A 21,381-nucleotide genomic window follows, 5' to 3' on the forward strand; every position below is an offset into this window, starting at 1 on the left:
TTATTTTGAGGAGGCGAATGCATGCAAATGCCCGTTAATGAGTTCAAGAAAGCGCTGGCGAGTGACACGACCCAATGGGGCTGTTGGGCCGGTTTTGCGACAGGGTATGCGGCCGAAATTATCGCGGGGACCGGTTTTGACTGGCTACTCATCGATGGTGAGCATGCACCCAATACGGTGCCCACTATTCTGGCTCAGTTACAAGCGGTGATGCCTTACCAGAGCGCGCCGGTAGTGCGCTGTGTCAATCAGGATCCGGCCCTGATCAAGCAACTGCTCGACATTGGTGCTCAGACGCTCATGGTTCCCATGGTCGAAAGTGCCGATCAGGCGGCGGCGTTGGTGCGGGCGACACGTTATCCCCCACACGGTGTTCGCGGTGTGGGCGGTGGACTGGTACGGGCGACGCGTTGGGATGGTGTGGACGACTACTTGTCCAAGGCGCATGAGTCGCTCTGTCTGATCGTGCAGGTGGAGTCCCCCAAAGGGGTCGAATCCGCCGAGGCGATCGCCAACACCGAGGGGGTCGATGCGGTATTCATCGGACCGGCCGATTTATCGGTGGGGATGGGGCATCCGGGCAATCCAGGCCACCCCGAGGTGCAGCAAGCCATCGAGACAGTGATCAAGGTGGCCAAAGCGGCGGGTAAGCCGGTCGGTATTCTCGCCCCCCTTGAAGAGGATGCTCGTCGCTATGAAGCACTGGGCTGTCACTTCATTGCCGTGGGAATCGACATCAGCCTGTTGCGTCAGAGCGCCATGACCACGGTGGCCCGCTACAAGAAGCAGGCTACGTATAACGCTTCAAGCACGTATTGATGCACTTATCCGCAGCGGTTTCGTTGCCGCCGCCTATAACGATAACAGGAGCATGACAATGTCACAGCTAACCACTTACCAGAACTATATCAACGGCACCTTCGAGCCAACTTCCCAGCACCTGGAGGTTCTCAACCCTGCTACGCACGAGGTTTTGTCTCGGGTTCCCGCCTCAAGTGCTAACGATGTCGAGAGAGCCCTCGAGGCTGCACGTGGAGCACAAAAACAGTGGGCAGCAACGCCGGCCGTCGAACGGGCCGCCTTACTGCATCGCTTGGCCAATAAACTGCGCGATAATGTTGCTCACTTGGCGCGAACGATCACTGCCGAGCAGGGAAAAATAAGTGGACTGGCCGAGGTCGAGGTCAACTTTACCGCTGACTACTTGGATTATATGGCCGAGTGGGGGCGTCGCATCGAGGGCGAAATCATTCAGAGTGATCGGCCCAAGGAAAATATTTTTCTTTTTCGTAAGCCTCTAGGCGTGGTGGCAGGCATCCTACCCTGGAACTTTCCGTTTTTTCTCATTGCCCGCAAGATGGCGCCTGCCTTGATCACTGGCAACACTATCGTCATCAAGCCAAGCGAAGAGACGCCGAACAACTGCTTCGAATTCGCTCGTCTGTTCGATGAGGTTGGCTTTCCCACTGGTGTTTTCAATGTCGTGAGCGGAACGGGCGCTGAGGCAGGCAATGCGCTCACTGCCAGTGCCCAGGTCGACATGATCAGCTTTACCGGTAGTGTCGAGACCGGCGCTCGTATCATGGCCAATGCAGCGAGCAATATTACCAAACTCAATTTGGAGCTGGGCGGCAAAGCGCCTTCCATCGTGCTCGATGACGCCGATCTCGATCTAGCCGTGAACGCCATTCGTGGCTCGCGGATCATCAATACCGGGCAGGTGTGCAACTGCGCCGAGCGCGTTTACGTGCAGCGTGGCGTGGCCGATGATTTCATCGCGCGCATGGCCAAGGCGATGGAAGCTACCCGCTATGGCGATCCCCTGGCCGATAGCAATGTCGAAATGGGCCCCATGATCAACCAGGCAGGGCTGGATAAAGTCGTACAGATGGTCGATACCGCGCGTCGTAACGGTGCCGAACTAGTTACGGGAGGCAAAATTGCCGATCTCGGTGCTGGTTTTCACTACCAGCCGACGGTGCTCTCAAATTGCCGCCAGGATATGGAAATCATGCGCAAGGAGATTTTTGGCCCTGTCCTGCCGATACAGGTGGTCGACACCCTTGATGAAGCTATTGCACTAGCCAACGACTGTGAATATGGCCTGACATCCTCGATCTATACCCGCAGCCTCAACAGCGCCATGCAGGCGGCGCGCGAGTTGGACTTTGGCGAGACCTACATCAACCGTGAAAACTTCGAAGCGATGCAGGGTTTCCACGCCGGGGTGCGTAAATCCGGCATCGGTGGGGCGGATGGAAAACATGGCTTGTACGAGTATACCCACAGTCATGTGGTGTACCTGGAAACCTGATAAATCATCTGATCGGGGTACCTTGCGATGAGTCATATGAGCGACTCCGCCGCCTCGTCTGGCGCGGTAGGCGGAGAAGTTGCAGGTGGGGAGTATGAGCGTACGCCGGTGCCTGCCAAGGCCCGGCTCGGTTTCAAGAGCTTCATCGGTATGTACGCAGGTGAGCATGCCGCGGGCACCGAACTGATGATCGGTCCCTTGTTCGTACTGGCTGGTGTGGCGGCCTTTGATGTGGTGATCGGGCTATTGATAGGTAACATGCTGGCGGTACTGAGCTGGTTGTTCCTGACGGCACCTATTGGCACACGGGTCCGACTGACGCTCTATTGCCATCTCGAAAAGATCGCCGGCCGTCATACGGTCATTCTCTACAATCTGGCTAACGGCGTATCCTTCTGCTTTCTTGCGGGCGCGATGATCACGATCTCGGCTACCGCCGTTGGCGTATGGTTCGGGTTCCCCTTGCCCACTCTGTCGGATCTACTGCCCAATAGCCTTGGGTGGGTATTGAGTGTCATCGGTGTCGGTATCGTCATCACCGTCGTCGCGGCGTATGGCTACCGCTTTGTCTCCTGGTTTGCCAATATCGCGGCCCCCTGGATGGTACTAATGTTTCTGGGATTCGGTATCGTGTCACTCAAGTGGTTCATCGATGCAACGGGTGCTGAAGCCAGCTCGCTGAGCGATCTCTGGACGTTGGCGGATACCGCGATATGGACCGGTGTGGAAGTGCCAGGCCAGCCCAGCTTCTCGATTTGGCACGTCATTTTCTTTGCCTGGTTCGCCAATATGGCAATGCACGCGGGCATGTCCGATTTGACGGTGCTTCGGTTTGCCCGCAAGAGCTGGTACAGCATTGCATCGGCTGCAGGTATGTACGTGGGCCACTTCATGGCGTGGTTGGCTGCCTCTATGCTGTTTGCCTTTCAGATGTATGATGCAGGGCTCACCAGCGAAGCTGCGGTAATTGCTGCGTCCGAGGCAGGGCAAATTCCTACCCCATTACCTGGCCCGCTGGCCGATCAGGCACTGGGGATCGCTGGGCTTATCTGCGTCATCATCGCCGGCTGGACGACGGCCAATCCTACCATCTATCGCGCGGGTCTTGCCTTTCAGGCGATCGTTCCCACCGTGTCGCGCTTCAAGGTGACCATTGGCACGGGGATTTTGACCACCATCGTAGCGCTGTTTCCGGGGGTGGCGATGCAGCTACTGGACTTCGTTGCGCTGTATGGCCTGCTGCTCATGCCAGTGGGAGCGATGATCTTCATTGATTACTGGGTATTACCCAAACTGGGCCTGAAGAGTTTCTATGCCGAGTATACCGGGCAGCAGTTCACGCTACCTGTGATAGCTACATGGTTGATCACGCTGGCTATCTGCCTGTTCATGGTGCAGTTCGCCGGTATCGAGATCTTCTTTGTAGCCCTGCCTGGCTGGTTCATCGCCGCTGGGTTCTTCGTTCTGCTCAGCTTCATTGCTCAGCGCAAGCGAGTCGAGCCTTCGGCAGCACCATCTTCATCAACGCTGGAGTCGACCTGATGCGTAAACTACTTCAAGGTATTTCGCTCTTGATGCTGGTGCTTACCGTTCTTTTACCCCTGCTTTATTTGTTCGATGTGGTTAGTGAATCAACCATGAAGACAAGCATTTTAACGGTAACCGCTCTCTGGTTTGTTATAACCCCTTTGTGGGTAAGAAGAGAAGGGGAGGCGGCAACCGGTCACCCATAACCGACTCGTATCCAGTATTAATAAAACTCGAAAATTAGCCCTTCAAAGTGGTCAAGGCGATTAGGAAAATTGCGCGCAAAATGAACGCTGCTGCGCAATAAACTCTTGGCTTATAAATACGATAATAGTGGAGAACACGCCATGGAAGTATTGCACCTTGCGGTAGCGATCTTGCTGATCCTATTGCTTATTCTTTATGTGAAATTAAACGCTGCCATTAGTCTGGTGGTGGGCTGCCTATATCTTGGATTATCCATGGGCCTTGGCATGACCGGAACCGTCGACGCCATCGGCGCGGGGTTTGGTAATATCATGACGGCCATCGGGTTGCCGATTGGCTTTGGCGTCATCATTGGTCAGCTCATGAGTGATTCGGGAGCTGCGCATAAAATCGCCTACCGGCTAGTCGCCAGTGCGCCAAAAGGTGCCGGGTTATACGCATTAGGGTTGACTGGTTTCCTGTTGTCGATCCCGGTGTTTTTCGATGTCACATTCGTGATTCTGGTTCCTCTCGGCGTGGCGCTGGCCAAGACGCTGGGCAAGCCTCTGCCTTACGCTATAGGCGCGCTGGTCATCGGGGCGGCTACCTCGCACACCATCGTGCCACCTACCCCCAATCCGTTAGCGGCCGCCTCCATTCTTGGTTTCGATATAGGCATCATGACCTTTGCTGGATTGACCGTCGGGCTCATTACCGCATTGATCGTCATGAAGCTCTACTTCATGCTGCTCGATGCCGGTATTTGGAACGCCGCCAAGGATGAGCTCGCGAATGAGATCGATGAGGAGGAGAGCGCTACAGCATCTCCCGACCTACCCGATATGCCTCTATGGCAAGCGTTGGCGCCCATTGCCATTCCGATCCTGCTCATCCTGAGCGGTACACTGTACGATTATGGGCAGCAAATCGGCATGCTCGGTGGTACCGAACTGCCGGGATTCGTCGCCTTTGTGAGCGACCGAATCGTGGCCTTGATGCTTGGGGCCATAGCGGCCTATGCCATTGCCATTCCATTGATGTCTCGAGATCGTTGTGATGTCTCGGCATCGAAAGGTTTGCAAACCGCAGGCCTGGTACTCCTCGTTACCGGTGCGGGTGGCTCTTTGGGAGCGGTGATCAAGGAAACGCAAATCGGCGAAATGCTCGTTGATCAACTGTTTCGCGATACCCAATCCGCCTTGGGTATGGTGTTGTTGACTTACTCTCTGGCGGCGATTTTTCGCATTGCCCAAGGCTCTGGCACAGTGGCTGGTATTACCGCCATGACCATCATGGCAGGGGCAGCCTCTACCGGCGTGGTAGAGCCCTTGTGGATTGCCTTGGCGGCGCTAGCAGGCGGTATCAGTATCGGTCACGTGAACGATAGCGGCTTCTGGATCACCACCCAACTTGCTAAATTTACCGTTCGTGGTGGGTTCAAAACCTACACGCTGGGCGAAGCGATGGTGTCATTGACCATCTTGATGCTGACGATCATAGGAGTGTTAATTTGGAATTGATACGTCGTCCAGAAAGCCCGAGATAGTTGAATCAAGCGGCGGCTATGGCCATATAAAACCGTACCGCCGCGTTAAAGAATTAATATGGGCGATTACTGATGATGGGGCTGCTTTTTACCAATGACCTGATGAAGGTAAAGCCAGCTTCTATATCCTCAGCATCGATTTCATCCATAATGATGTCAATATAAGGTTTTTTATCGATGAGCTGATCGAATACCAACTGATAATCGAGCCAGCCTTGACCAAGGGGAACAAATACCAGTTTTCCGTCTTCGACGATGAAGTCCTTGGCGTGAAGAACGGCGACCTTATCACCCCATTGGTGGATGGCCGTTTCCAGAATGGCCTGCTGGTCACGATAATTATCGCTTGTCAGTAGATTGACAGGATCGAAGATGATCTGAAGGTTGTTAGAAGGTACGGCCTCTACCAAGCGACGTACTTTATCAGCACTGTGCAGGGGGTGATTGATGCCAGGCTCTATGCCCACGATAACGCCAAATTTTTCTGCTTCCTGGACGAGTTCCTGAACGCTTTCGACCATCTCGCTGAACGCCGACTCGGTGAAATTCTCCTCGGTATACACAATTTCTGCATTGACGTTGCCGGTTTCGGTGCCAACGATACTGCAGCCAAAATCCCTGGCGTACTTGAGATGCTCCTTGAAAAGGGACAGTGCTTGTTTGCGCTGCTGCCGGTCGGGATGGATGATATTAACGTAGCAGCCCAATACAGCGATTCTCACTTCTTTGTCGCTGAATGAGCGTCGAATATGATTGGCCAGGCCCGGCGTGATGAAACCAGGCTCAGGGGTCAGATCGAAGGACTTTCCCAGGGCGAGCTGGATGATGTTCAACTGACGCATTGAAAGAGTATCGCCAAGTTCATCCAGCGGTTGTTTGGGTAAATCATGAGCTCTGATGCCAATATTCATACCGCCTCCGCAAAGATATAAGAAAAAAACCGAGCAGCAGGGCATAGCGTTTGAGTACTGGCTACGCCCTGCCGAGTACAGCCTTAAGGAGCGCTCACGGCTTTGATCTGCTGATAGATAGCGTACTCTTCGGGTGTGCTCTCTAGCGTTTCGTAGATTGGCTGCACGGCTTCTTGGAAAGGCGCGATGTCTACCTCGACGATCGTAACCCCGAAATCCTCCTGAATTTGTGTTCGTGCATTGGCGATCGCTTCACGCCACTGTGCCACTTGAGACTCGGTGGATGCCTCGATCGCTTCCATGACCGCTTCACGCTGATCGTCCGATAACCCATTCAGTGCTCGGTTGCTGATGAGGATGATGTCGGGGATGCGGGTATGGCCATCTAACGTATAGAAATCGACGACCTCGCCATGTCGCGCGGTAGTGAGTGCGAATTCATTATTTTCGGCGCCGTCCAGCACGCCTTGCTGCAAGGCGGTATAGACCTCTTCTTGAGCCATTATGACGGGCGAGGCACCCAAAAGCCTCATCGTGTCGATAGCGGTTTGGCTTTGCATGACACGGATCTTCTTGCCGGCCAAATCCTCGACTCGTTCGATAGGCGCATTAGTAGTGTAAAAATTACGCTGTCCAGAGTCGTACCAGCCCACTCCTACAAATCCCTGATCTTCTGTCGAGCGATAAATGCTCTCCATGATGTCGCTATCGTTCATGACGCGATAGAAATGCTCTTCATCATCGAACAGATAAGGCATCGAAAAAACATCGTAAAGGGGAGAGAAGCTGCCCATCAATCCGCCTGATACCTTGGTCATATCGATGGCACCCGCCTGGAGTAATTCGACGAGTTCGCTTTCTCCGCCTAGTTGGCTATCCGGGAAGTAGGATACGGTTACCGATCCATTGCTTTTTTCCTCGACGAGCTCGCCAAAGAGGTTTAGTGCATCCTTTACGGGCTGAGAGTTCTGGGCATAGGCCAGCTTAAGATTGATGGTCTGCTCGGCCTGAACGGCTGTAGACGTCACTGCGAGTAGGGAGATGGTCGCGGCCAGAATCGTTTTTGCGGGGCGTGAAGTGATCATGGGTTACTCCAAAAGGGTATTGTTGGTATTGGATCGACTATCAGATGAAGGAATTACAGATATGTCCGCATGTATTCGGAGAGGCACAAAATGGACATTGCTTGCCCATAAGGCATTGATGTCAGAGGGATCTCCTTATAAAAATCGAGGGTGTCTCCCATGGCCGTTCCAAAGGAGACCTGCTCTAATTCACCTTCCGAATTGATATTATTAATGACGCCTTTCACCGCTTTTTCCGCGATACAAGCGTAGCTGGCATCGATGTAGCGCAGCCGTACAGCCTTGAGTAAGCCGTAAGCAAACCCGGCGGTTGCCGAAGCTTCTAGATAGGAGGTTTCATCGTTCAATATGGTATGCCAGAGACCACTTTCCGATTGCCACTGAGCGAGGGCGTGTACCTGGGACTCCAGTATTTGGATCAAATGGCGACGGAATGCATCGTGCGCGGGTAGATCGAGTAATTCGAGAAAATCAGGAATGACGATGGTCAGCCAGCTGTTGCCACGCGCCCACAAGGCATTGGCGTAATTGTGCCTACCTTCGAATGTCCAGCCATGGAACCAGGCACCGGTATGTTTATCCATCAAGTACTGAATATGCAGCAAGAACTGATATTTTGCTTCTTCGATATATTCAGGTCTATTCAACAACTGGCCAATCTTGGCGAGCGGCATCACGCTCATCATCAGCGTATCATCCCATAGCTGCTGATGGTTCTCGTTGTTGTAGACGATGTGCTGAAGGCCCCCTTTCTCGGTACGGGGCATATCGTACATGACCCACTCAGCCCACGTTTGGAGATAGGGCAGCCATGGTTTATGGCCTGTTTCTTCGTAGCGATAGGCGAGCGTCAGAAATGGGCATACGGTGTTCACGTTCTTGGTTGCCAAAGGCTCATCGAAGCGATCTTCGAACCACTTATCGATGATGGCTAGCGCTTCTTTATCTGCTGTCTGTTCATAATACTTGTAGATGCCATAAAGGCCGATGCCATGGGTCCACTCCCAGCCGGCCCATCCCTTGGTATCAATTGTTCGGCCATCGTCTAGGTGCAATAGATATTCGCCAGTCTGATCGTGGATGTTGATCAGGTTATGGATGTTGCTCTTTATAAGCTCGATGAGCTTTTTGCGCTCTATGAAGCGCTCTTTTTTTCTTAACAGCTCACTGTTTCTCACTTCGAATACCTGCATTTTTAATACTCCTATTACGAAAGATTAATTTATAGTCCCATGATTCTGGGTAGAAAAAGCGTGATGCTAGGAACATACGTGATCAATAAAAGAGTTGCCATGATGACAAGGTAGAAAGGTAATAATGGGAGCAGTAAGTTTTCTACCTTTTCCTTGGCGATGCCTGCTCCGACAAAAAGACCGGTGCCGACCGGTGGAGTGATGGTGCCAATGCAAAGGTTGAATACCATGACGATGCCAAAATGAACGGGGTCGACCCCAATCAAGTTGGTAATAGGGAGTAATATGGGAGTAAATATCAATATGGCAGGGCCGATATCCATGAAGCAGCCAATCACCAGTAGCATCAGGGTAATGACCAGTAAAACAATGACCGGATTTTCTGAAACGCCTAAAATGGTGCTGCTCAACGCTGCAGGAAGACCTGTGATCGACATGGCAAATGACATGGCGGCGGAAGCGGCCAGTAAGAACATGATGACGCCAGTGGTCTCTAGGGCTTTTATCAAGGATGCCAGGAACGCAGAAAAATTGATGGTCCGATAGATGCCAATAGTAAGCAACATGGTGTAAAGCACGGAAATGGCGGAGGCTTCAACGGCGGTGAATACCCCTAATACGATGCCGCCAATAATGATGACAATCAGTAATAAACTAGGCAATGCCTCCGCGATGACCTTTCTGACCGATGTGTTTCGTAAATCGATTTTGGTGGTATAACCACGCGCTTTCGCTATTAGGTAAGCAACCAGCATGCAGCCTATGCCCCATAATCCACCCGCGATGAGTCCTCCGGCGAAGAGTGCAGAGATAGAGGTACCACCACTGGCCAGCGCATACAGGATAAACGCCGTGGTAGGGGGGATGAGCATGCCAGTAGGCGCCGATGCAATATTGGCTGCTGCTGAAAAAGAGCGACTATAGCCTTCTCTTTCGCTCATGGGCACCATGACGCCACCAATCGAGGTTGAAGCAGCAATCGCCGAGCCCGAAATAGCGCCAAACATCATGTTGCCGACGATATTCGTATGCGCCAAAGACCCCGGAATTCGTCCGCTAAAAAGCTTGGCAAAATTGACCAAGCGCAGCGCAATACCGCCATGGTTCATCAAGACACCGGACAGGATGAAAAAGGGGATGGCAAGTAGCGTAAAACTGTCCAGGCTGGATACCATCTTTTGCGCCGTTGTGAAAATAGCAATCTCCATTGGCAGCGCTATCAGAATCGTCGCCATCGATGAAACCGCAATGCAAATACCAATGGGCGCGCCAATGATGAGTAAGACGAAAAAAGTTAAAATCAATAACAGGCCCGCATCTAGCATCATAGCGTTATACTCCTTGTGGAAACCTTTTTCTTTATGATGAGAGCGCAGTTATTAAGGCAGTAGATGATAATTAATGCGCCTGAAACGGGAAGGGATAAATATAAATATCCTTTGGCAATACCAAGCAAGGGATACATTTGCAACATGCTGTTGCTTGTGACTTTTACTCCTCCATAAATAAGCACGACTGTCGCAAAAAGAATGAAAAGTATCTCTGTCAGCACATCCGAGGCGACTTTCCAACGACCAGTAAGTCTATCGGTTAGTAGCGTCAGGCTAACGTGCTCCCTTTGCCCTACCACATAGGCAATAGCCAGCATAGATAACCATACCAATGAAAACCTCAGCAGTGCTTCGGAAATAGTACTGGGGTTATTTAGTAAGTAGCGAGCGATTACTTGCCAACTGGCTACGCCCACCATGCTTATGAAAAGGAGGCAGCATAAATACTTTAAGACGAAATTCATGGCGGCGTGTATTCTTAGCATCTTGTTTCCTTGGTTTTTGAAAAAAAGCGGTGTCGCTTAAGTGGCCAAGGGCAAAAGGCATGGTGCCCATGCCTTCTGGTATTTTTTAGAATTTGTATTGATACCCTATCAGCCACGAACTATTGCGCTGACCAGGGTCGGTAGTTGCTTCGTCACTATTTCGATCACGCTGAACGTAGCCACCAAAAATAGTGTTGTTGGCATTTAGGTGATTGAACATCAAGAACTCCTGCTCGAAGTAGTCGCGATTTCCCGTGCCAAAATTCGGTGAGCTGTTTTCATGCTTGAAATGATAGTGAGGATTATAGAGAAGCTCCCAATTCTCGTTAATGTTATAAGTAGCGTATAAATCGATACGCCCAGCGCGACTTTCTATGGCTGTTTCATGAGTGGTGTCATGCTCGTATCGATAGCGCCCAGCCAGTCCCCAGCCGTCCCCTCGGTATCCTAGCCTTACGCCAGCCAGAGCGCGCGTTACGTTGGAACGAAATTTAGCGCCGACCTGCGGCGTCAGTGACCAGCGTTCATCTGCGTCTAGCTGAATCCTAGGAAAGGAGTAGTTGACGAATGCCTCATCGTGCTTGGGCCATCCACTGTCATGAACGCCATCCTGCCAAAACCAGGATTTTTCGAACATTAATGAAGATGAATCATCGAACACACGAGTAATCGCTATTTTAGGCAGCGTAAGCGCATGGTCGTTAGTCGTTTGCTCCAGCTTCATGGTTAGAATGTTATCGGCTGCCCAAGCGGGTAGGGCTAACGAAAATGCGGTGCATGTAACAGCTAAGCTCGATGCCTGCACCACCCGATAAAATGCTTTCATATCTTCTCCACCGTTGTTTTTTATTCGTTTTGTATGCCTTGAAAGCCGAGTGCTCTCTTTGTTGGTCTCAAAGTGCAAATTAAATGTACCAATGTGCCTATAAAAATGAAACGATGTTTCTTTTATACTTTAGTCGCTTTTTTTATTAACCGGCTAAGGGAGTGAGCGAGCGTATGCGCTAGCAATCCTTGTTTTTTTGCGATAAATTCAGACCGATAGTCCAATTTTTGTGAAACGAGGGTCGATAGGTATGGCCGCTTCTCAGAAGCCTGATAACGTAGCCGCCGTAATGAAGGTGTTCGCAATTCTGGAGGGGCTTGCCGAGCAGCCGAATATCGGTCTTTCGGAGCTGTCTCAGCGCTCGCTCACCTCGAAGAGTACGGCCTATAGGTTTTTACAAACCATGAAAGAGCTGGGTTATGTATCCCAGGATGAGGAGTCGGAGAAGTATGCGCTAACGCTCAAGCTCTTTGAGCTGGGGGGGGCGGCCCTTGAGCATGTGGATCTGATTTCATTGGCCAATATAGAGATGCGCAAGCTTTCTGATCAGACCCATGAGGCGATTCATCTAGGTGCATTGGACGAAGATGGTCAGCATATCGTCTATCTCCACAAATATGATTCGCAGTTCAATTTGTGTATGAACTCACGCGTAGGCCGTCGAAGTCCGGTGTACTCGACATCGATGGGTAAGACATTACTTGCTTGGATGGCTCCGGACAGAGCGCAAGAGATCCTTGCCAATACGCAGTTTGTTGCCAAAACAAAGCACACGCTGACCAGTGCGAAACAGGTGTTGGATGAGCTTTCTGATATCCGCCATGAAGGTGTTGCTGAAGACAGAGAGGAGGCCGAACTGGGCGTGCGCTGCTTATCGGTTCCAGTGTTTGATCGTTTCGGTCAGGCAATTGCTGCCTTGAGCCTATCCTTCCCAGTCGTTCGTTATGATGAGCAAAAACGCGATGAGTATGTGGCATTGCTTTTTGATGCAGGAACGCGAATCTCTTCAGGGCTAGGTTTTCACGACTATCCATTTCCTCGTTCTTAAAAGAACCAGGAATAGTCCCAATAGCATAGCCCCAAGAGCATAGGCGCCAAACGCAAGTGTTGGCGCCTTTTTTGTTTAACGGGCTAGCCAACCTCCATCGACGGCAAGAGTATGTCCTTGAACGTAATTCGATGCGTCTGAGGCAAGAAAAATGGCCGCTCCAGCAATATCGTCAGGCGTTCCCCACTCACCTGCCGGAATGCGGGCTAGAATCTCTCGGCTTCGTTCGGGATCGTTACGCAGTGCTTCGGTATTGTTGGTCGCCATATAGCCCGGCGCGATTGCATTGACATTGATTCCTCGAGACGCCCACTCGTTTGCTAATAGTCGAGTCAGCCCCAGAACACCGCTTTTAGAAGCGGTATAGGAGGGCACGCGAATGCCTCCCTGGAAGGAAAGCATTGATGCAATATTGATGATTTTTCCGCGACGTTTTTTCGTAATGCAGGCTCGAGCAAAAGCTTGAGACAGAAAGAAGACGCTCTTGAGATTCACATCGATCACGTCGTCCCAGTCCTTTTCAGTGAACTCCAACGCATTTTCTCGACGGATAGTGCCAGCATTGTTGATCAGTATATCAATGTTGCCAAAATGCTCTTCGGCTTGCTGAATAATGGAGGAGAAGGCAGCGGTGTTGCCCAGCTCTGTTTGAAGCGATAAGAACTTGACCCCTTGGGCTTCGACGCGTTTCTGTGTTTCATCGGCTGAGCGACGGTTCACGCCCACGATGTGGCAGCCTGCGCAAGCCAATCCCAGCGCCATTCCTTGACCCAAGCCCGTATTGCAGCCAGTAATAATGGCGACCTTGCCGCTTAAATCGAATAGGTTACTGCTCATGTCGGCTCCTGAATTTAGCGAAGCTCTTCCATCGGGATATGGTCCATATCGGAGAACGTCTGATTTTCGCCCGCCATGGCCCAGATAAAGGTATAGCGGCCGGTGCCGACGCCAGAGTGTATTGACCAACTGGGTGAGAGTGCGACTTGACGATTACGTACCACCAGGTGCCGCGTTTCCTGAGGTTCACCCATCATATGGAAAACGACGCTGTCGTCGGCCATATCGAAATAGAAATAGGCCTCCATCCGGCGCTCATGAGTGTGGCAGGGCATGGTATTCCACAGGCTACCTTCCTCCAAGCGTGTCATACCCATCAACAGTTGGCAGGTGGGCAATACGTCTGGGACGAAATATTTGTAGATGGTGCGTTCATTGCTGTTCGAGGCACTGCCAAGCGTTTGTGGGGAGGCCTCCGATAGCGTGACTTTGCGCGTGGGATACTTTTGATGCGCTGGCGTGCAGCAAATGTAAAACGCTGCTGGGTCTGCGGAGTCACTACTTTCAAACTGAATATCGCGGCTTTCTTTGCCTATATATAACCCTTCATGAGTCGCAACTTCATAGCGCGTCCCGTCGACGGTGATGCTCCCAGGGCCACCGATATTGATCGTGCCTAACTCACGGCGCTCGAGAAAATAGTCTGTGCCCGTATGTTGACACATGGACGTCGTGATGGGGACTGGTTTATCGATAGGCAACGCCCCCCCAACGATCAATCTATCGAGGTGACTATAAGTGATGTTCAATTCATTGTTTTTAAAAATTTTTTCAATCAAAAACTGGTCGCGTAAACCTTGGGTGTCTAATTGCTTAGCGTGCTCGCTATGAATGGCTTGACGAAATTCCACGGCAATCTCCAAATCGCTGTTTTCATTTATTAGAAATGACGTTTCAAAAATATCAATGAAGTCGCCAAATTTCAAGCAAGCGTATTTCTGAAGAACGCTGACTCTGGCTAATATTCAGCTGAGTATTTTGAAGAAGGGAGCTGATCTAGACGTCGAGAAAGGTGAATGCATCAGTAAACTTTTAGAAAGACAACCGTGCTAATGATGAGAAAGGCGAGGACGCCTTTTAAGAGTCGCCCTAATTGCTATCGAAGGTCGAGCGATGGGTATAGTGCCGTGAGCAGACGATCTCTGCATATGGTGCGGGTGGCCTCGGAACCCATTCCGCACCAGTACATGCTCTATTACGCTGTCTTGGTTTAAAAAAGCCTATCCCAGTAACACCCCGCCATATACAAGCGCTGCCACCACCACGAAGGCCGGGTGCACCTTGAAACGGAGCAGTGCCAGAGCGGCGACCACGCCGATGATGGCGGTGTGTAGCCAGCCGCTGGTCGAGACTCCTTCGAGCAAGAAACTCAGCGTCAGCCACGCCATCATCATGGCGATGACCGGGCGTACCCACTGGCTCATCCGCTTGACCCGTGGCGAGTCGCGGTGGCGGTATAAAAGCCCCAGGGCCGCCACCATCAGTATCAGCGAGGGGACTACCGTTGCCATGACGGCCACGGCGGCGCCGCCTATGCCCGCCACCTCATAGCCCACGTAACCTGCCATCTTGGTGGCAATGGGGCTGGGCAGTGCATTACCCAGTGCCAACGTTTCGGCAAAGGCCTGCGAGCTCATCCAGCCATAGCGTCCAACCACTTCCGCTTCGATCAAGGGTATGATGGCAGGGCCGCCGCCGTAGCCGATGATGTTGGGAATGAAAAAGGCGAGAAATAGCTCCCAGTAAATCATGTCGGCTCCTTGGCGTTTATTTGGCTGGCTTTTTTCTTTGCTTTGCCGGGGCCGATCAGCGCACCGATCAAAAGAGCACCGATGATGAAGCCAGGGTGAATCCCGAGCCAGTAGATCAGCGCGCCGGAGACGATGGCGATCAGCCCGCTTAGCCACCAGCCGAGCGATGCGCGCGATTTATCGAAGAAGTCCCAGGTGAGCTGCGCCATCATGATCATGACCACGGGAACGACGGCCTGGCCCATGCCGCGAATCCAGGCGACGTCGCGATAGCGGCTGAAAACGCCGAGCATGGCGATCATCGCCACGATCATCGGCAGCGTAACGGCGACGACCGATACGACGAGTCCTGCTGTGCCTGCCACGCGGTAACCGATATAGCCCGGCATCTTGGTGGCGATGGGGCCGGGGAGGGTGTTACCGATGGCAAGAATGTCGGCGAACTCCTCGTCGGTGAGCCAGCCGTGGCGGGTAACGGCTTCCGCGTGTACCAGCGGCAACATCGAGGGGCCGCCGCCGAAACCGAAGATGCCGACACGGAAAAAGGACCAGAAAAGCGCAGAGAGCCTCATGAGCGGTACTCTCCATGCAGTAGATAGCGAGTCATGGGAAGGGCTTCCAATCGTTGATGATTAAAAAAATCGATTATTGTGGCGGAAATAGAACATAGCCGGCGATCGAAAGCAACGCTGGCCCAAGCCAAGTGCAAAAAGCATCAATCAATAATTTATTGGATAGTATGACGGGTCAGGAAAGGAGTCTGTATGACAGCACGTACCCAGGAGTCTCCCGAGACGGGCTCTAGTCGCATCTACGCCATACTGCGTAAAGAGCTACTTTCTGGTCACTTTGCCGCGGGTGAGAAGCTCGCCATCAATGCCCTACGCGAGCGGTACCAAGTGGGCTTGAGTCCGCTTCGGGAAGCCTTGAACCGGCTGGCGGCCTATGGCTTGTTGGTTCAGGAGAACCAGCGCGGGTTTCGGGTGCCTGCGCTACGCCGGGAGGAGCTCGAAGATATTACCCGGCTGCGTCTCGAACTTGAAGGCATGGCCCTTGAGCAGGCCATCGAGCAGGGCGACGCCGACTGGGAAGCCGAGTTACTAGCCGCTGCCCACCGCCTGAAGCGCGCCGATGCCAGCACCGAGCGCGGCGAAGAGTGGGAGCGGCTGCATACGCAGTTTCACCGTACCCTGGTAGCCCCTTGTGGTTCACAGTGGCTTTTACGTTTCATCGAGCAATTGCACGACCAATTCGATCGCTACCGGCGCCTAGGGGCGACGCTGGCAAGCGTGCGCGAGGAGCTGGACGAGCAGCACCAGCAGTTGGTCAGCTTGGCACTAGCGCGCGATACCGTGGCCGCACGCAGGTTGATAGAGGCGCACGTCACCATCTCTTTCGAGTTGGCGTTGAAGCGTTTCCAACGCTCGGCGTGAAATATTTTCAAACCCTTTCAGACCCCTTCATGAAACGACTACACTGCGCGCTTCGATAACGCCAGCCAGGACGCCCATGCCCGACAATAGCGCCTCCCACCTCGATGATCGTGACATCACCGTCCAAACCCTTCACTGGGTTAAGCACTTCATCGTCGACCATCAGATTTGCCCCTTCGCCCGACGCGAACTCGAACGTGAGACGATTCGGGTCAGCGTCGTGCGGTCAAAGAAGCTCGACGTGGCGCTCGATGAGCTAGTCGCCGAGCTCCAATGGCTGGACGCTCACCCCGATACCGAAACGTCGCTGCTCGTTTTTCCCACTCTGTTTAGAAGCTTCGATGCCTACCTCGACTATATTGAGCTGGCCGAAAGTCTGATGGTGACGCTGGGCTACGAAGGTGTCTATCAGTTGGCGACGTTTCACCCCGACTACTGCTTCGAGGGCGCCGAGGTCGATGACGCCGCCAACTACAGCAACCGCTCGCCCTACGCCATGGTGCACGTACTGCGCGAAGCGAGCGTCGAGCGCGCCATAGAGGCGTATGGCGATACCCAGCAAATTCCCGAGCGCAACATGACCTACCTGGACGCGATGGGCGCCCAGAAGGCCGAGCGTTTTCTTCAAGCCGCACTCGATGAGCGTGCTTGAGCGAGTTTCTTGCGCTGCTTAGAACGCTTCCCATTCGGGTTCGCTAGCAGTGCGCTGGGGCGCAGGGAGCGAAGTGGCGCGAGATACATTGTGGCGTAGGCCCGTGCCACTCGTTTTGAGCGTGAAGGTCTTGACCAGATTCGCCAGGCGCTCGGCCTCGCCCTCGAGCGATGCCGAGGCGGTGCTGGTCTCCTCGACGAGCGAGACGTTTTCCTGAGTGGCGCTATCCATCTGGGCCACGGCGGTGCTGACTTGGCTCACGCCTGAGTCCTGCTCCTTGGCCGCCAGGGCCAGTGCTTGCATCATGTCATTGACTTGATAGATGGCGGCATTGATGGCCTCCATCTCCTGACGGCTGCGGCTTGTCTGCTTGGCGCCTTCGGCAATGCGCCCGGCAATGTCCTCGATCATCGAGCGGATCTCTTTGGAAGAGGTCGAGGTCTTGGTGGCCAATGAACGAACCTCGCTGGCGACCACGGCAAAGCCTCGGCCGTGCTCGCCAGCGCGCGCTGCTTCGACCGAGGCGTTCAGGGCAAGAATATTGGTCTGAAAGGCGATGGTATCGATCACCTGAACGATGTCGTGCACGCGATGAGAGGTCGCTTCGAGCTCGTTCATGAGCTCCGTGGTGCGCGCCGACGTCTCCTGGCCGCGCGCGACCTTGCCAGCGGCTTCCTGAGTCAGGCGTTCGGCCTCGGCGGCCGTCTCGGCATTTTGGCGTACCAATGAAGAGATCTCGTCCATGCTAGCTGCGGTTTGTTGCAACGCAGCGGCTTGTTGCTCGGTGCGTGAAGCCAAATCTTGGCTACCGCTGGCAATCTGCTTCGAGCTGGCCGCCACGGCTTCACCGCTTTGGCTTAGCGTATCGATGATCTTCTCCAGATGCATTTGCATATTGCCTAGCGCAACGTAGAGCTTACCGATTTCGTTATTGCCGCGAGCTTCAATCGTTCTCGTCAGATCGCCTTTGGCGATGGCTTCGCATAGCTGGCCTGCCTGCTTGAGCGGCGCGACCACCCCGCGGCTGACGAGCAGATGAACGGCGATGTAAAGCAGTAGCCCCAGCGCCAGTAAGCCGCCAACGAGTAGCATGGCCATGTGGCTATCTTCCCGCTCGCCTTCGATCAACTCCTGACCGCGTGCCAAGGCATAGGTGCTGAACTGGTCGACTGCCTCGCTGAACGTGATGAAGCTTTGGTTGAGTATGTCGCGCTGGGCATCGAGCGCTTGGTAGTCGCCTTCGGCCATGCTTTGGCGTAGCGCGGGCGTCATGACCTCTTGATAGGCCGTTGCGATGGCATCGGTCATCGTTCGGCGTTGCGATTGTGGCGCCATGTCGACGGCGATCAGATTCGCAACCAACTGATCGGCTGCTGCCAGATTGTCGCGGGCTTGCTCCAACGCTTGCGTTGCGCGTTCGGCATTGCCGCTCATATCGTGCAGCAGCATCCGGGCCAAGCGTAGCCGAACTTCCATCAGGTGCGTCTTTAGTCGGTTGGCGTCGTTGGCTTGGAGGGCACTGATGGTATTGAGCTCGTCGAGTTTTTTCACCGATTCCAGCTCACTGCGTATACTCATCGTGCCAAGTAAAATGATCATGATCAGCAGTGTGATCAACGCGGCTGACAGCAGCGTTTTGAGAGAAAGGTTTTGCATGGGAAGCTCATCCAAAAGGATCGATGCAAGAGTGCATGATCAGACACTTAACTATATTTTTTAATAATTGTTTTCGTTTTGGTGAGCTGCTTTGCCTTTTGGCCTTTTATGAACGAATGCTCGTTTTTTTCCTTGGTTAGAATTGGAGAGTTTGAGCCAGTGCAATCATTGACCGATTGGTAAAACAAGCAAAGGCTAACCGATCTTAAAAAAAGGGCAGCTGCCGCCGCCCTCAAAAATTCTTTCGAAGGTTAGAACGCCTCCCACTCGGGCTCGCTGGTAGCGAGCGAGTGTGAGGGCAGCGTCGTTGGTTTTTCGCGCTTCGTTGAGTGGGTAAGTGAGCGCGAGTGTACGCTATGGGATAGGGCTTGCGGTAAGGCGCCCTCGTGCAGCTTGAAGGCGCTGACCAGTTCGGCCAGTCGGGCAGCCTCCTCCTCCAGGGCCGCCGAGGCGGTGCTGGTCTCTTCTACCAGCGATACGTTTTCCTGGGTGGTGGAGTCCATCTGTGCGATGGCCGTACTGACCTGAGCGATACCCGCCTCCTGCTCTTTTGCCGCCATGGCGAGTTCCTGCATCATGTCGGTGATACGGCGAATGGCGGTATTGATTTCACCCATGCTTTCGCCATTACGTACTGCCTGCTGCGCGCCTTGGGCAATGCGCCCGGCGATGTCTTCGATCAGCGTACGAATCTCTTTGGACGAGTTGGACGTCTTGGTCGCCAGTGAGCGCACTTCGCTGGCAACGACGGCAAAGCCCCGCCCATGTTCGCCCGCCCGTGCTGCCTCGACCGAGGCGTTCAAGGCGAGAATATTGGTCTGGAAAGCGATGGCGTCGATCACCTGAACGATATCGTGGACCTTGTGCGACGTTGCTTCTAGCTCGTGCATCAGTTGGCTCGAACGCTCGGATTCGCTTTGGCCCACTTCGGCCTTATGGGCAGCATCGACCGTTAGCTGTTCGGCCTGGCCCGCCGTCTCGGCATTTTGACGCACGATGGAGGAGATTTCGTCCATGCTGGCGGCGGTTTGTTGAAGCGCTGCTGCCTGCTGCTCGGTACGTGAGGCGAGATCTTGGCTGCCGCTGGCGATCTGCTCCGAGCTCGACGCCACGGCACTGCTGCTTTGGCCAAGCGTTGCGATCATCTGCTGCAGCTGTGTTTGCATCTCACGCATGGCGCTGAACAATCGTCCAATCTCGTTACGTCCACGCAGCGCCACCTGGCTGGTCAAATCCCCTTGTGCGATGCGTTCGCACAACGCCACGACGTTTTGCAGCGGTGTGACGATGATGCGGTTGATGACCAGCATTACCAGCGCGAAGAGTACCAGCGCCAGTGCAATCAAGCCGCCGCCGATATAGGTATCCCGCTGGCTGGTGCGCTGCGCCTGAGAAGCCGTCTCTTGAGCAAACGCCTGCGCGTAGCCATTGAAGCTGCGCACGCTGTCGGTAAAGGTGTCGAACGTTTGATTGAGGCGTTCACGGTGGCCAATGAGTGCTGCAAAGTTACCCTGGGCAAGATCGTCACGCAGCGCACTATTCATCAAACGCGCATACTCGCCAACCAGCGTATCGGCAAGCGTTGCACGCGGCGAACTTGGATCGATCTCGATGGCGTCAAATTCACCCATACGTGTGTCCGCTCGTTCGAGCGCCGCTCGGGCAGTGTTCAGGGTCGACTCGGCGAGCGCGTCTTCGCCGCGCTGAATGTACTCTTGGTAGCGAGCCAGCCGAACTCGCACCTCCATTAGATTGACTTCTACGCGGTTGATATAGATCACTTGGCGTGCGGCTACCTCGTCGAGCTGGTTCAGGCTGTGAACGGCCGCATGTTCGGCCTTCATCCCAAGCAGCGTGGCGATGATCAGCATCGCCACCAGCAGCCCAAGGGCGCTGGCCAGGGCATATTTCACAGGAAGGTTCTTCATAGTGTCGTGTCCTCGAATGAGGTAGTAGGGAGCAACGCGCAATGCGCAAAAAAAGCGCCCCACGTCGTAGAACGTGAGGCGCCTGTTACTTATCGGCACGGCAAGAAAAGAGTTAAGTTATTGATGAAAAAACAGGGGCAGGTGCTGTGACGTCATTTGTGAGGAAACACGTTAGAGCGCCTTATGCATCACATGAATATCGACCAGCCCCTGCGACGGGTGATCGAATGCCTGGGGCACGGTGCCCACGATGGTAAACCCTAAGCGCTGCCATAGCGCGACGGCCACCTCGTTGGTGCTGACCACGGCGTTGAACTGCATGGCTAAAAAGCCTGCTTCTCGCGCTATGGTTTGCGAGTGCTCACACATGGTGCGCGCCACACCCTGGCCACGGGCCTTGTCGCTGACCATGTAGCCGCAGTTGCTGACGTGGCGGCCGGGGCCTTGAGCGTTGGCTTTCAGATAGTAGGACCCTAGTATCTGGCCGCTTGCATTCTTGGCGGCGAAGGTGAAGGCGGGCATTTGGCACCAGAGCGTATAGGCCGCGTCAACATCGATCTCAGGGTCGATGGCGTAAGTTTCTTTAGCGGCAACGATCGCCTGAAACGTAGGCCAGAAGGCGTTGAAATCGTCGCGTGTCATAGGCGTCAAGGTAATGGCCGACATGGCGTT

At 53.6% G+C, this 21,381-nt stretch carries 21 protein-coding genes; 8 read left to right on the plus strand and 13 right to left on the minus strand.

Annotation, left to right across the window (positions count from 1 at the left end; genetic code table 11):
* Window positions 1-21 precede the first annotated feature (21 nt).
* The 5 genes from LLY24_RS04825 to LLY24_RS04845 all read left to right on the plus strand — a co-directional run bounded on the left by LLY24_RS04825 (window position 22) and on the right by LLY24_RS04845 (window position 5,547).
* Window positions 22-819 (plus strand): HpcH/HpaI aldolase family protein, encoded by a 798-nt coding sequence (locus LLY24_RS04825; protein WP_259035150.1) that lies wholly within the window; start codon window positions 22-24, stop codon window positions 817-819.
* A 58-nt stretch (window positions 820-877) separates the two neighbouring features.
* Window positions 878-2,314: an aldehyde dehydrogenase gene (aldA, locus tag LLY24_RS04830; RefSeq protein WP_259035151.1), complete on the plus strand. Its 1,437-nt coding sequence runs from the start codon at window positions 878-880 to the stop codon at window positions 2,312-2,314.
* 36 nt (window positions 2,315-2,350) lie between these two features.
* Window positions 2,351-3,856 carry a purine-cytosine permease family protein gene (locus LLY24_RS04835; RefSeq protein WP_259035152.1) on the plus strand — a complete coding sequence of 502 codons (1,506 nt, stop codon included), beginning with the start codon at window positions 2,351-2,353 and terminating at the stop codon, window positions 3,854-3,856.
* On the plus strand, window positions 3,856-4,047 hold the full coding sequence (locus tag LLY24_RS04840) for a hypothetical protein (RefSeq protein ID WP_259035153.1): 192 nt from the start codon (window positions 3,856-3,858) through the stop codon (window positions 4,045-4,047). Before LLY24_RS04835 ends, LLY24_RS04840 begins: the two co-directional genes overlap by 1 nt.
* Window positions 4,048-4,188: 141 nt before the next feature.
* Entirely contained in the window at window positions 4,189-5,547 is a 1,359-nt protein-coding gene (locus LLY24_RS04845; protein WP_259035154.1) for a GntP family permease, read from the plus strand.
* Window positions 5,548-5,626: 79 nt separating this feature from the next.
* On the opposite strand, the gene LLY24_RS04850 is transcribed toward LLY24_RS04845, so the two are convergent.
* From LLY24_RS04850 to LLY24_RS04875, 6 genes are all read right to left on the minus strand, one after another.
* A complete protein-coding gene (locus LLY24_RS04850; RefSeq protein ID WP_259035155.1) occupies window positions 5,627-6,484 on the minus strand; it encodes a sugar phosphate isomerase/epimerase family protein in 858 nt (285 codons plus the stop codon).
* A gap of 83 nt (window positions 6,485-6,567) precedes the next feature.
* Window positions 6,568-7,569, minus strand: a complete 1,002-nt coding sequence (locus LLY24_RS04855) for a TRAP transporter substrate-binding protein (RefSeq protein WP_259035156.1) — start codon at window positions 7,567-7,569, stop codon at window positions 6,568-6,570.
* Window positions 7,570-7,622: 53 nt separating this feature from the next.
* Window positions 7,623-8,762 carry a beta-galactosidase BglB gene (gene bglB, locus LLY24_RS04860; RefSeq protein ID WP_259035157.1) on the minus strand — a complete coding sequence of 380 codons (1,140 nt, stop codon included), beginning with the start codon at window positions 8,760-8,762 and terminating at the stop codon, window positions 7,623-7,625.
* A 29-nt stretch (window positions 8,763-8,791) separates the two neighbouring features.
* Window positions 8,792-10,090, minus strand: a complete 1,299-nt coding sequence (locus LLY24_RS04865) for a TRAP transporter large permease (protein WP_259035158.1) — start codon at window positions 10,088-10,090, stop codon at window positions 8,792-8,794.
* On the minus strand, window positions 10,087-10,578 hold the full coding sequence (locus tag LLY24_RS04870) for a TRAP transporter small permease (RefSeq protein WP_259035159.1): 492 nt from the start codon (window positions 10,576-10,578) through the stop codon (window positions 10,087-10,089). Before LLY24_RS04870 ends, LLY24_RS04865 begins: the two co-directional genes overlap by 4 nt.
* Before the next feature lie 85 nt (window positions 10,579-10,663).
* Complete coding sequence (locus LLY24_RS04875) at window positions 10,664-11,404, minus strand: oligogalacturonate-specific porin KdgM family protein (RefSeq protein WP_259035160.1); 741 nt, start codon at window positions 11,402-11,404, stop codon at window positions 10,664-10,666.
* A 250-nt stretch (window positions 11,405-11,654) separates the two neighbouring features.
* Here LLY24_RS04875 and kdgR point away from each other — a divergent pair, with 250 nt between their 5' ends.
* Window positions 11,655-12,452, plus strand: coding sequence for a DNA-binding transcriptional regulator KdgR (kdgR, locus tag LLY24_RS04880; RefSeq protein ID WP_259035161.1), 798 nt, complete (start codon window positions 11,655-11,657; stop codon window positions 12,450-12,452).
* Between the two features lie 75 nt (window positions 12,453-12,527).
* Here the strand turns inward: kdgR and kduD are convergent, their stop codons facing one another.
* The 4 genes from kduD to LLY24_RS04900 form a co-directional block, all read right to left on the minus strand.
* Window positions 12,528-13,289, minus strand: coding sequence for a 2-dehydro-3-deoxy-D-gluconate 5-dehydrogenase KduD (gene kduD / locus LLY24_RS04885; protein WP_259035162.1), 762 nt, complete (start codon window positions 13,287-13,289; stop codon window positions 12,528-12,530).
* Between the two features lie 14 nt (window positions 13,290-13,303).
* Window positions 13,304-14,215, minus strand: coding sequence for a 5-dehydro-4-deoxy-D-glucuronate isomerase (kduI, locus tag LLY24_RS04890; protein WP_427854535.1), 912 nt, complete (start codon window positions 14,213-14,215; stop codon window positions 13,304-13,306).
* Between the two features lie 294 nt (window positions 14,216-14,509).
* The gene (locus LLY24_RS04895) at window positions 14,510-15,040 is read right to left on the minus strand and encodes a chromate transporter (protein WP_259035163.1); all 531 of its coding nucleotides are present in this window, start codon (window positions 15,038-15,040) and stop codon (window positions 14,510-14,512) included.
* Window positions 15,037-15,612 carry a chromate transporter gene (locus tag LLY24_RS04900; RefSeq protein ID WP_259035164.1) on the minus strand — a complete coding sequence of 192 codons (576 nt, stop codon included), beginning with the start codon at window positions 15,610-15,612 and terminating at the stop codon, window positions 15,037-15,039. Before LLY24_RS04900 ends, LLY24_RS04895 begins: the two co-directional genes overlap by 4 nt.
* A 192-nt stretch (window positions 15,613-15,804) precedes the next feature.
* On the opposite strand from LLY24_RS04900, the gene LLY24_RS04905 reads away from it, so the two are divergent.
* Together LLY24_RS04905 and LLY24_RS04910 are read left to right on the plus strand one after the other, a co-directional pair.
* Window positions 15,805-16,473, plus strand: a complete 669-nt coding sequence (locus tag LLY24_RS04905) for a GntR family transcriptional regulator (RefSeq protein ID WP_259035165.1) — start codon at window positions 15,805-15,807, stop codon at window positions 16,471-16,473.
* Window positions 16,474-16,549: 76 nt separating this feature from the next.
* Entirely contained in the window at window positions 16,550-17,125 is a 576-nt protein-coding gene (locus tag LLY24_RS04910; protein WP_259035166.1) for a DUF1415 domain-containing protein, read from the plus strand.
* Between the two features lie 18 nt (window positions 17,126-17,143).
* Here LLY24_RS04910 and LLY24_RS04915 read toward each other — a convergent pair whose 3' ends face one another.
* From LLY24_RS04915 to LLY24_RS04925, 3 genes are all read right to left on the minus strand, one after another.
* On the minus strand, window positions 17,144-18,781 hold the full coding sequence (locus tag LLY24_RS04915; protein WP_259035167.1) for a methyl-accepting chemotaxis protein: 1,638 nt from the start codon (window positions 18,779-18,781) through the stop codon (window positions 17,144-17,146).
* A gap of 251 nt (window positions 18,782-19,032) precedes the next feature.
* Complete coding sequence (locus tag LLY24_RS04920) at window positions 19,033-20,709, minus strand: methyl-accepting chemotaxis protein (protein WP_259035168.1); 1,677 nt, start codon at window positions 20,707-20,709, stop codon at window positions 19,033-19,035.
* Window positions 20,710-20,880: 171 nt separating this feature from the next.
* Window positions 20,881-21,375, minus strand: coding sequence for a GNAT family N-acetyltransferase (locus tag LLY24_RS04925; protein WP_259035169.1), 495 nt, complete (start codon window positions 21,373-21,375; stop codon window positions 20,881-20,883).
* Between the last annotated feature and the right edge of the window lie 6 nt (window positions 21,376-21,381).

It is taken from the genome of Halomonas dongshanensis (assembly GCF_024790395.1).
GTDB classification, from domain to species: Bacteria; Pseudomonadota; Gammaproteobacteria; order Pseudomonadales; family Halomonadaceae; genus Vreelandella; species Vreelandella dongshanensis.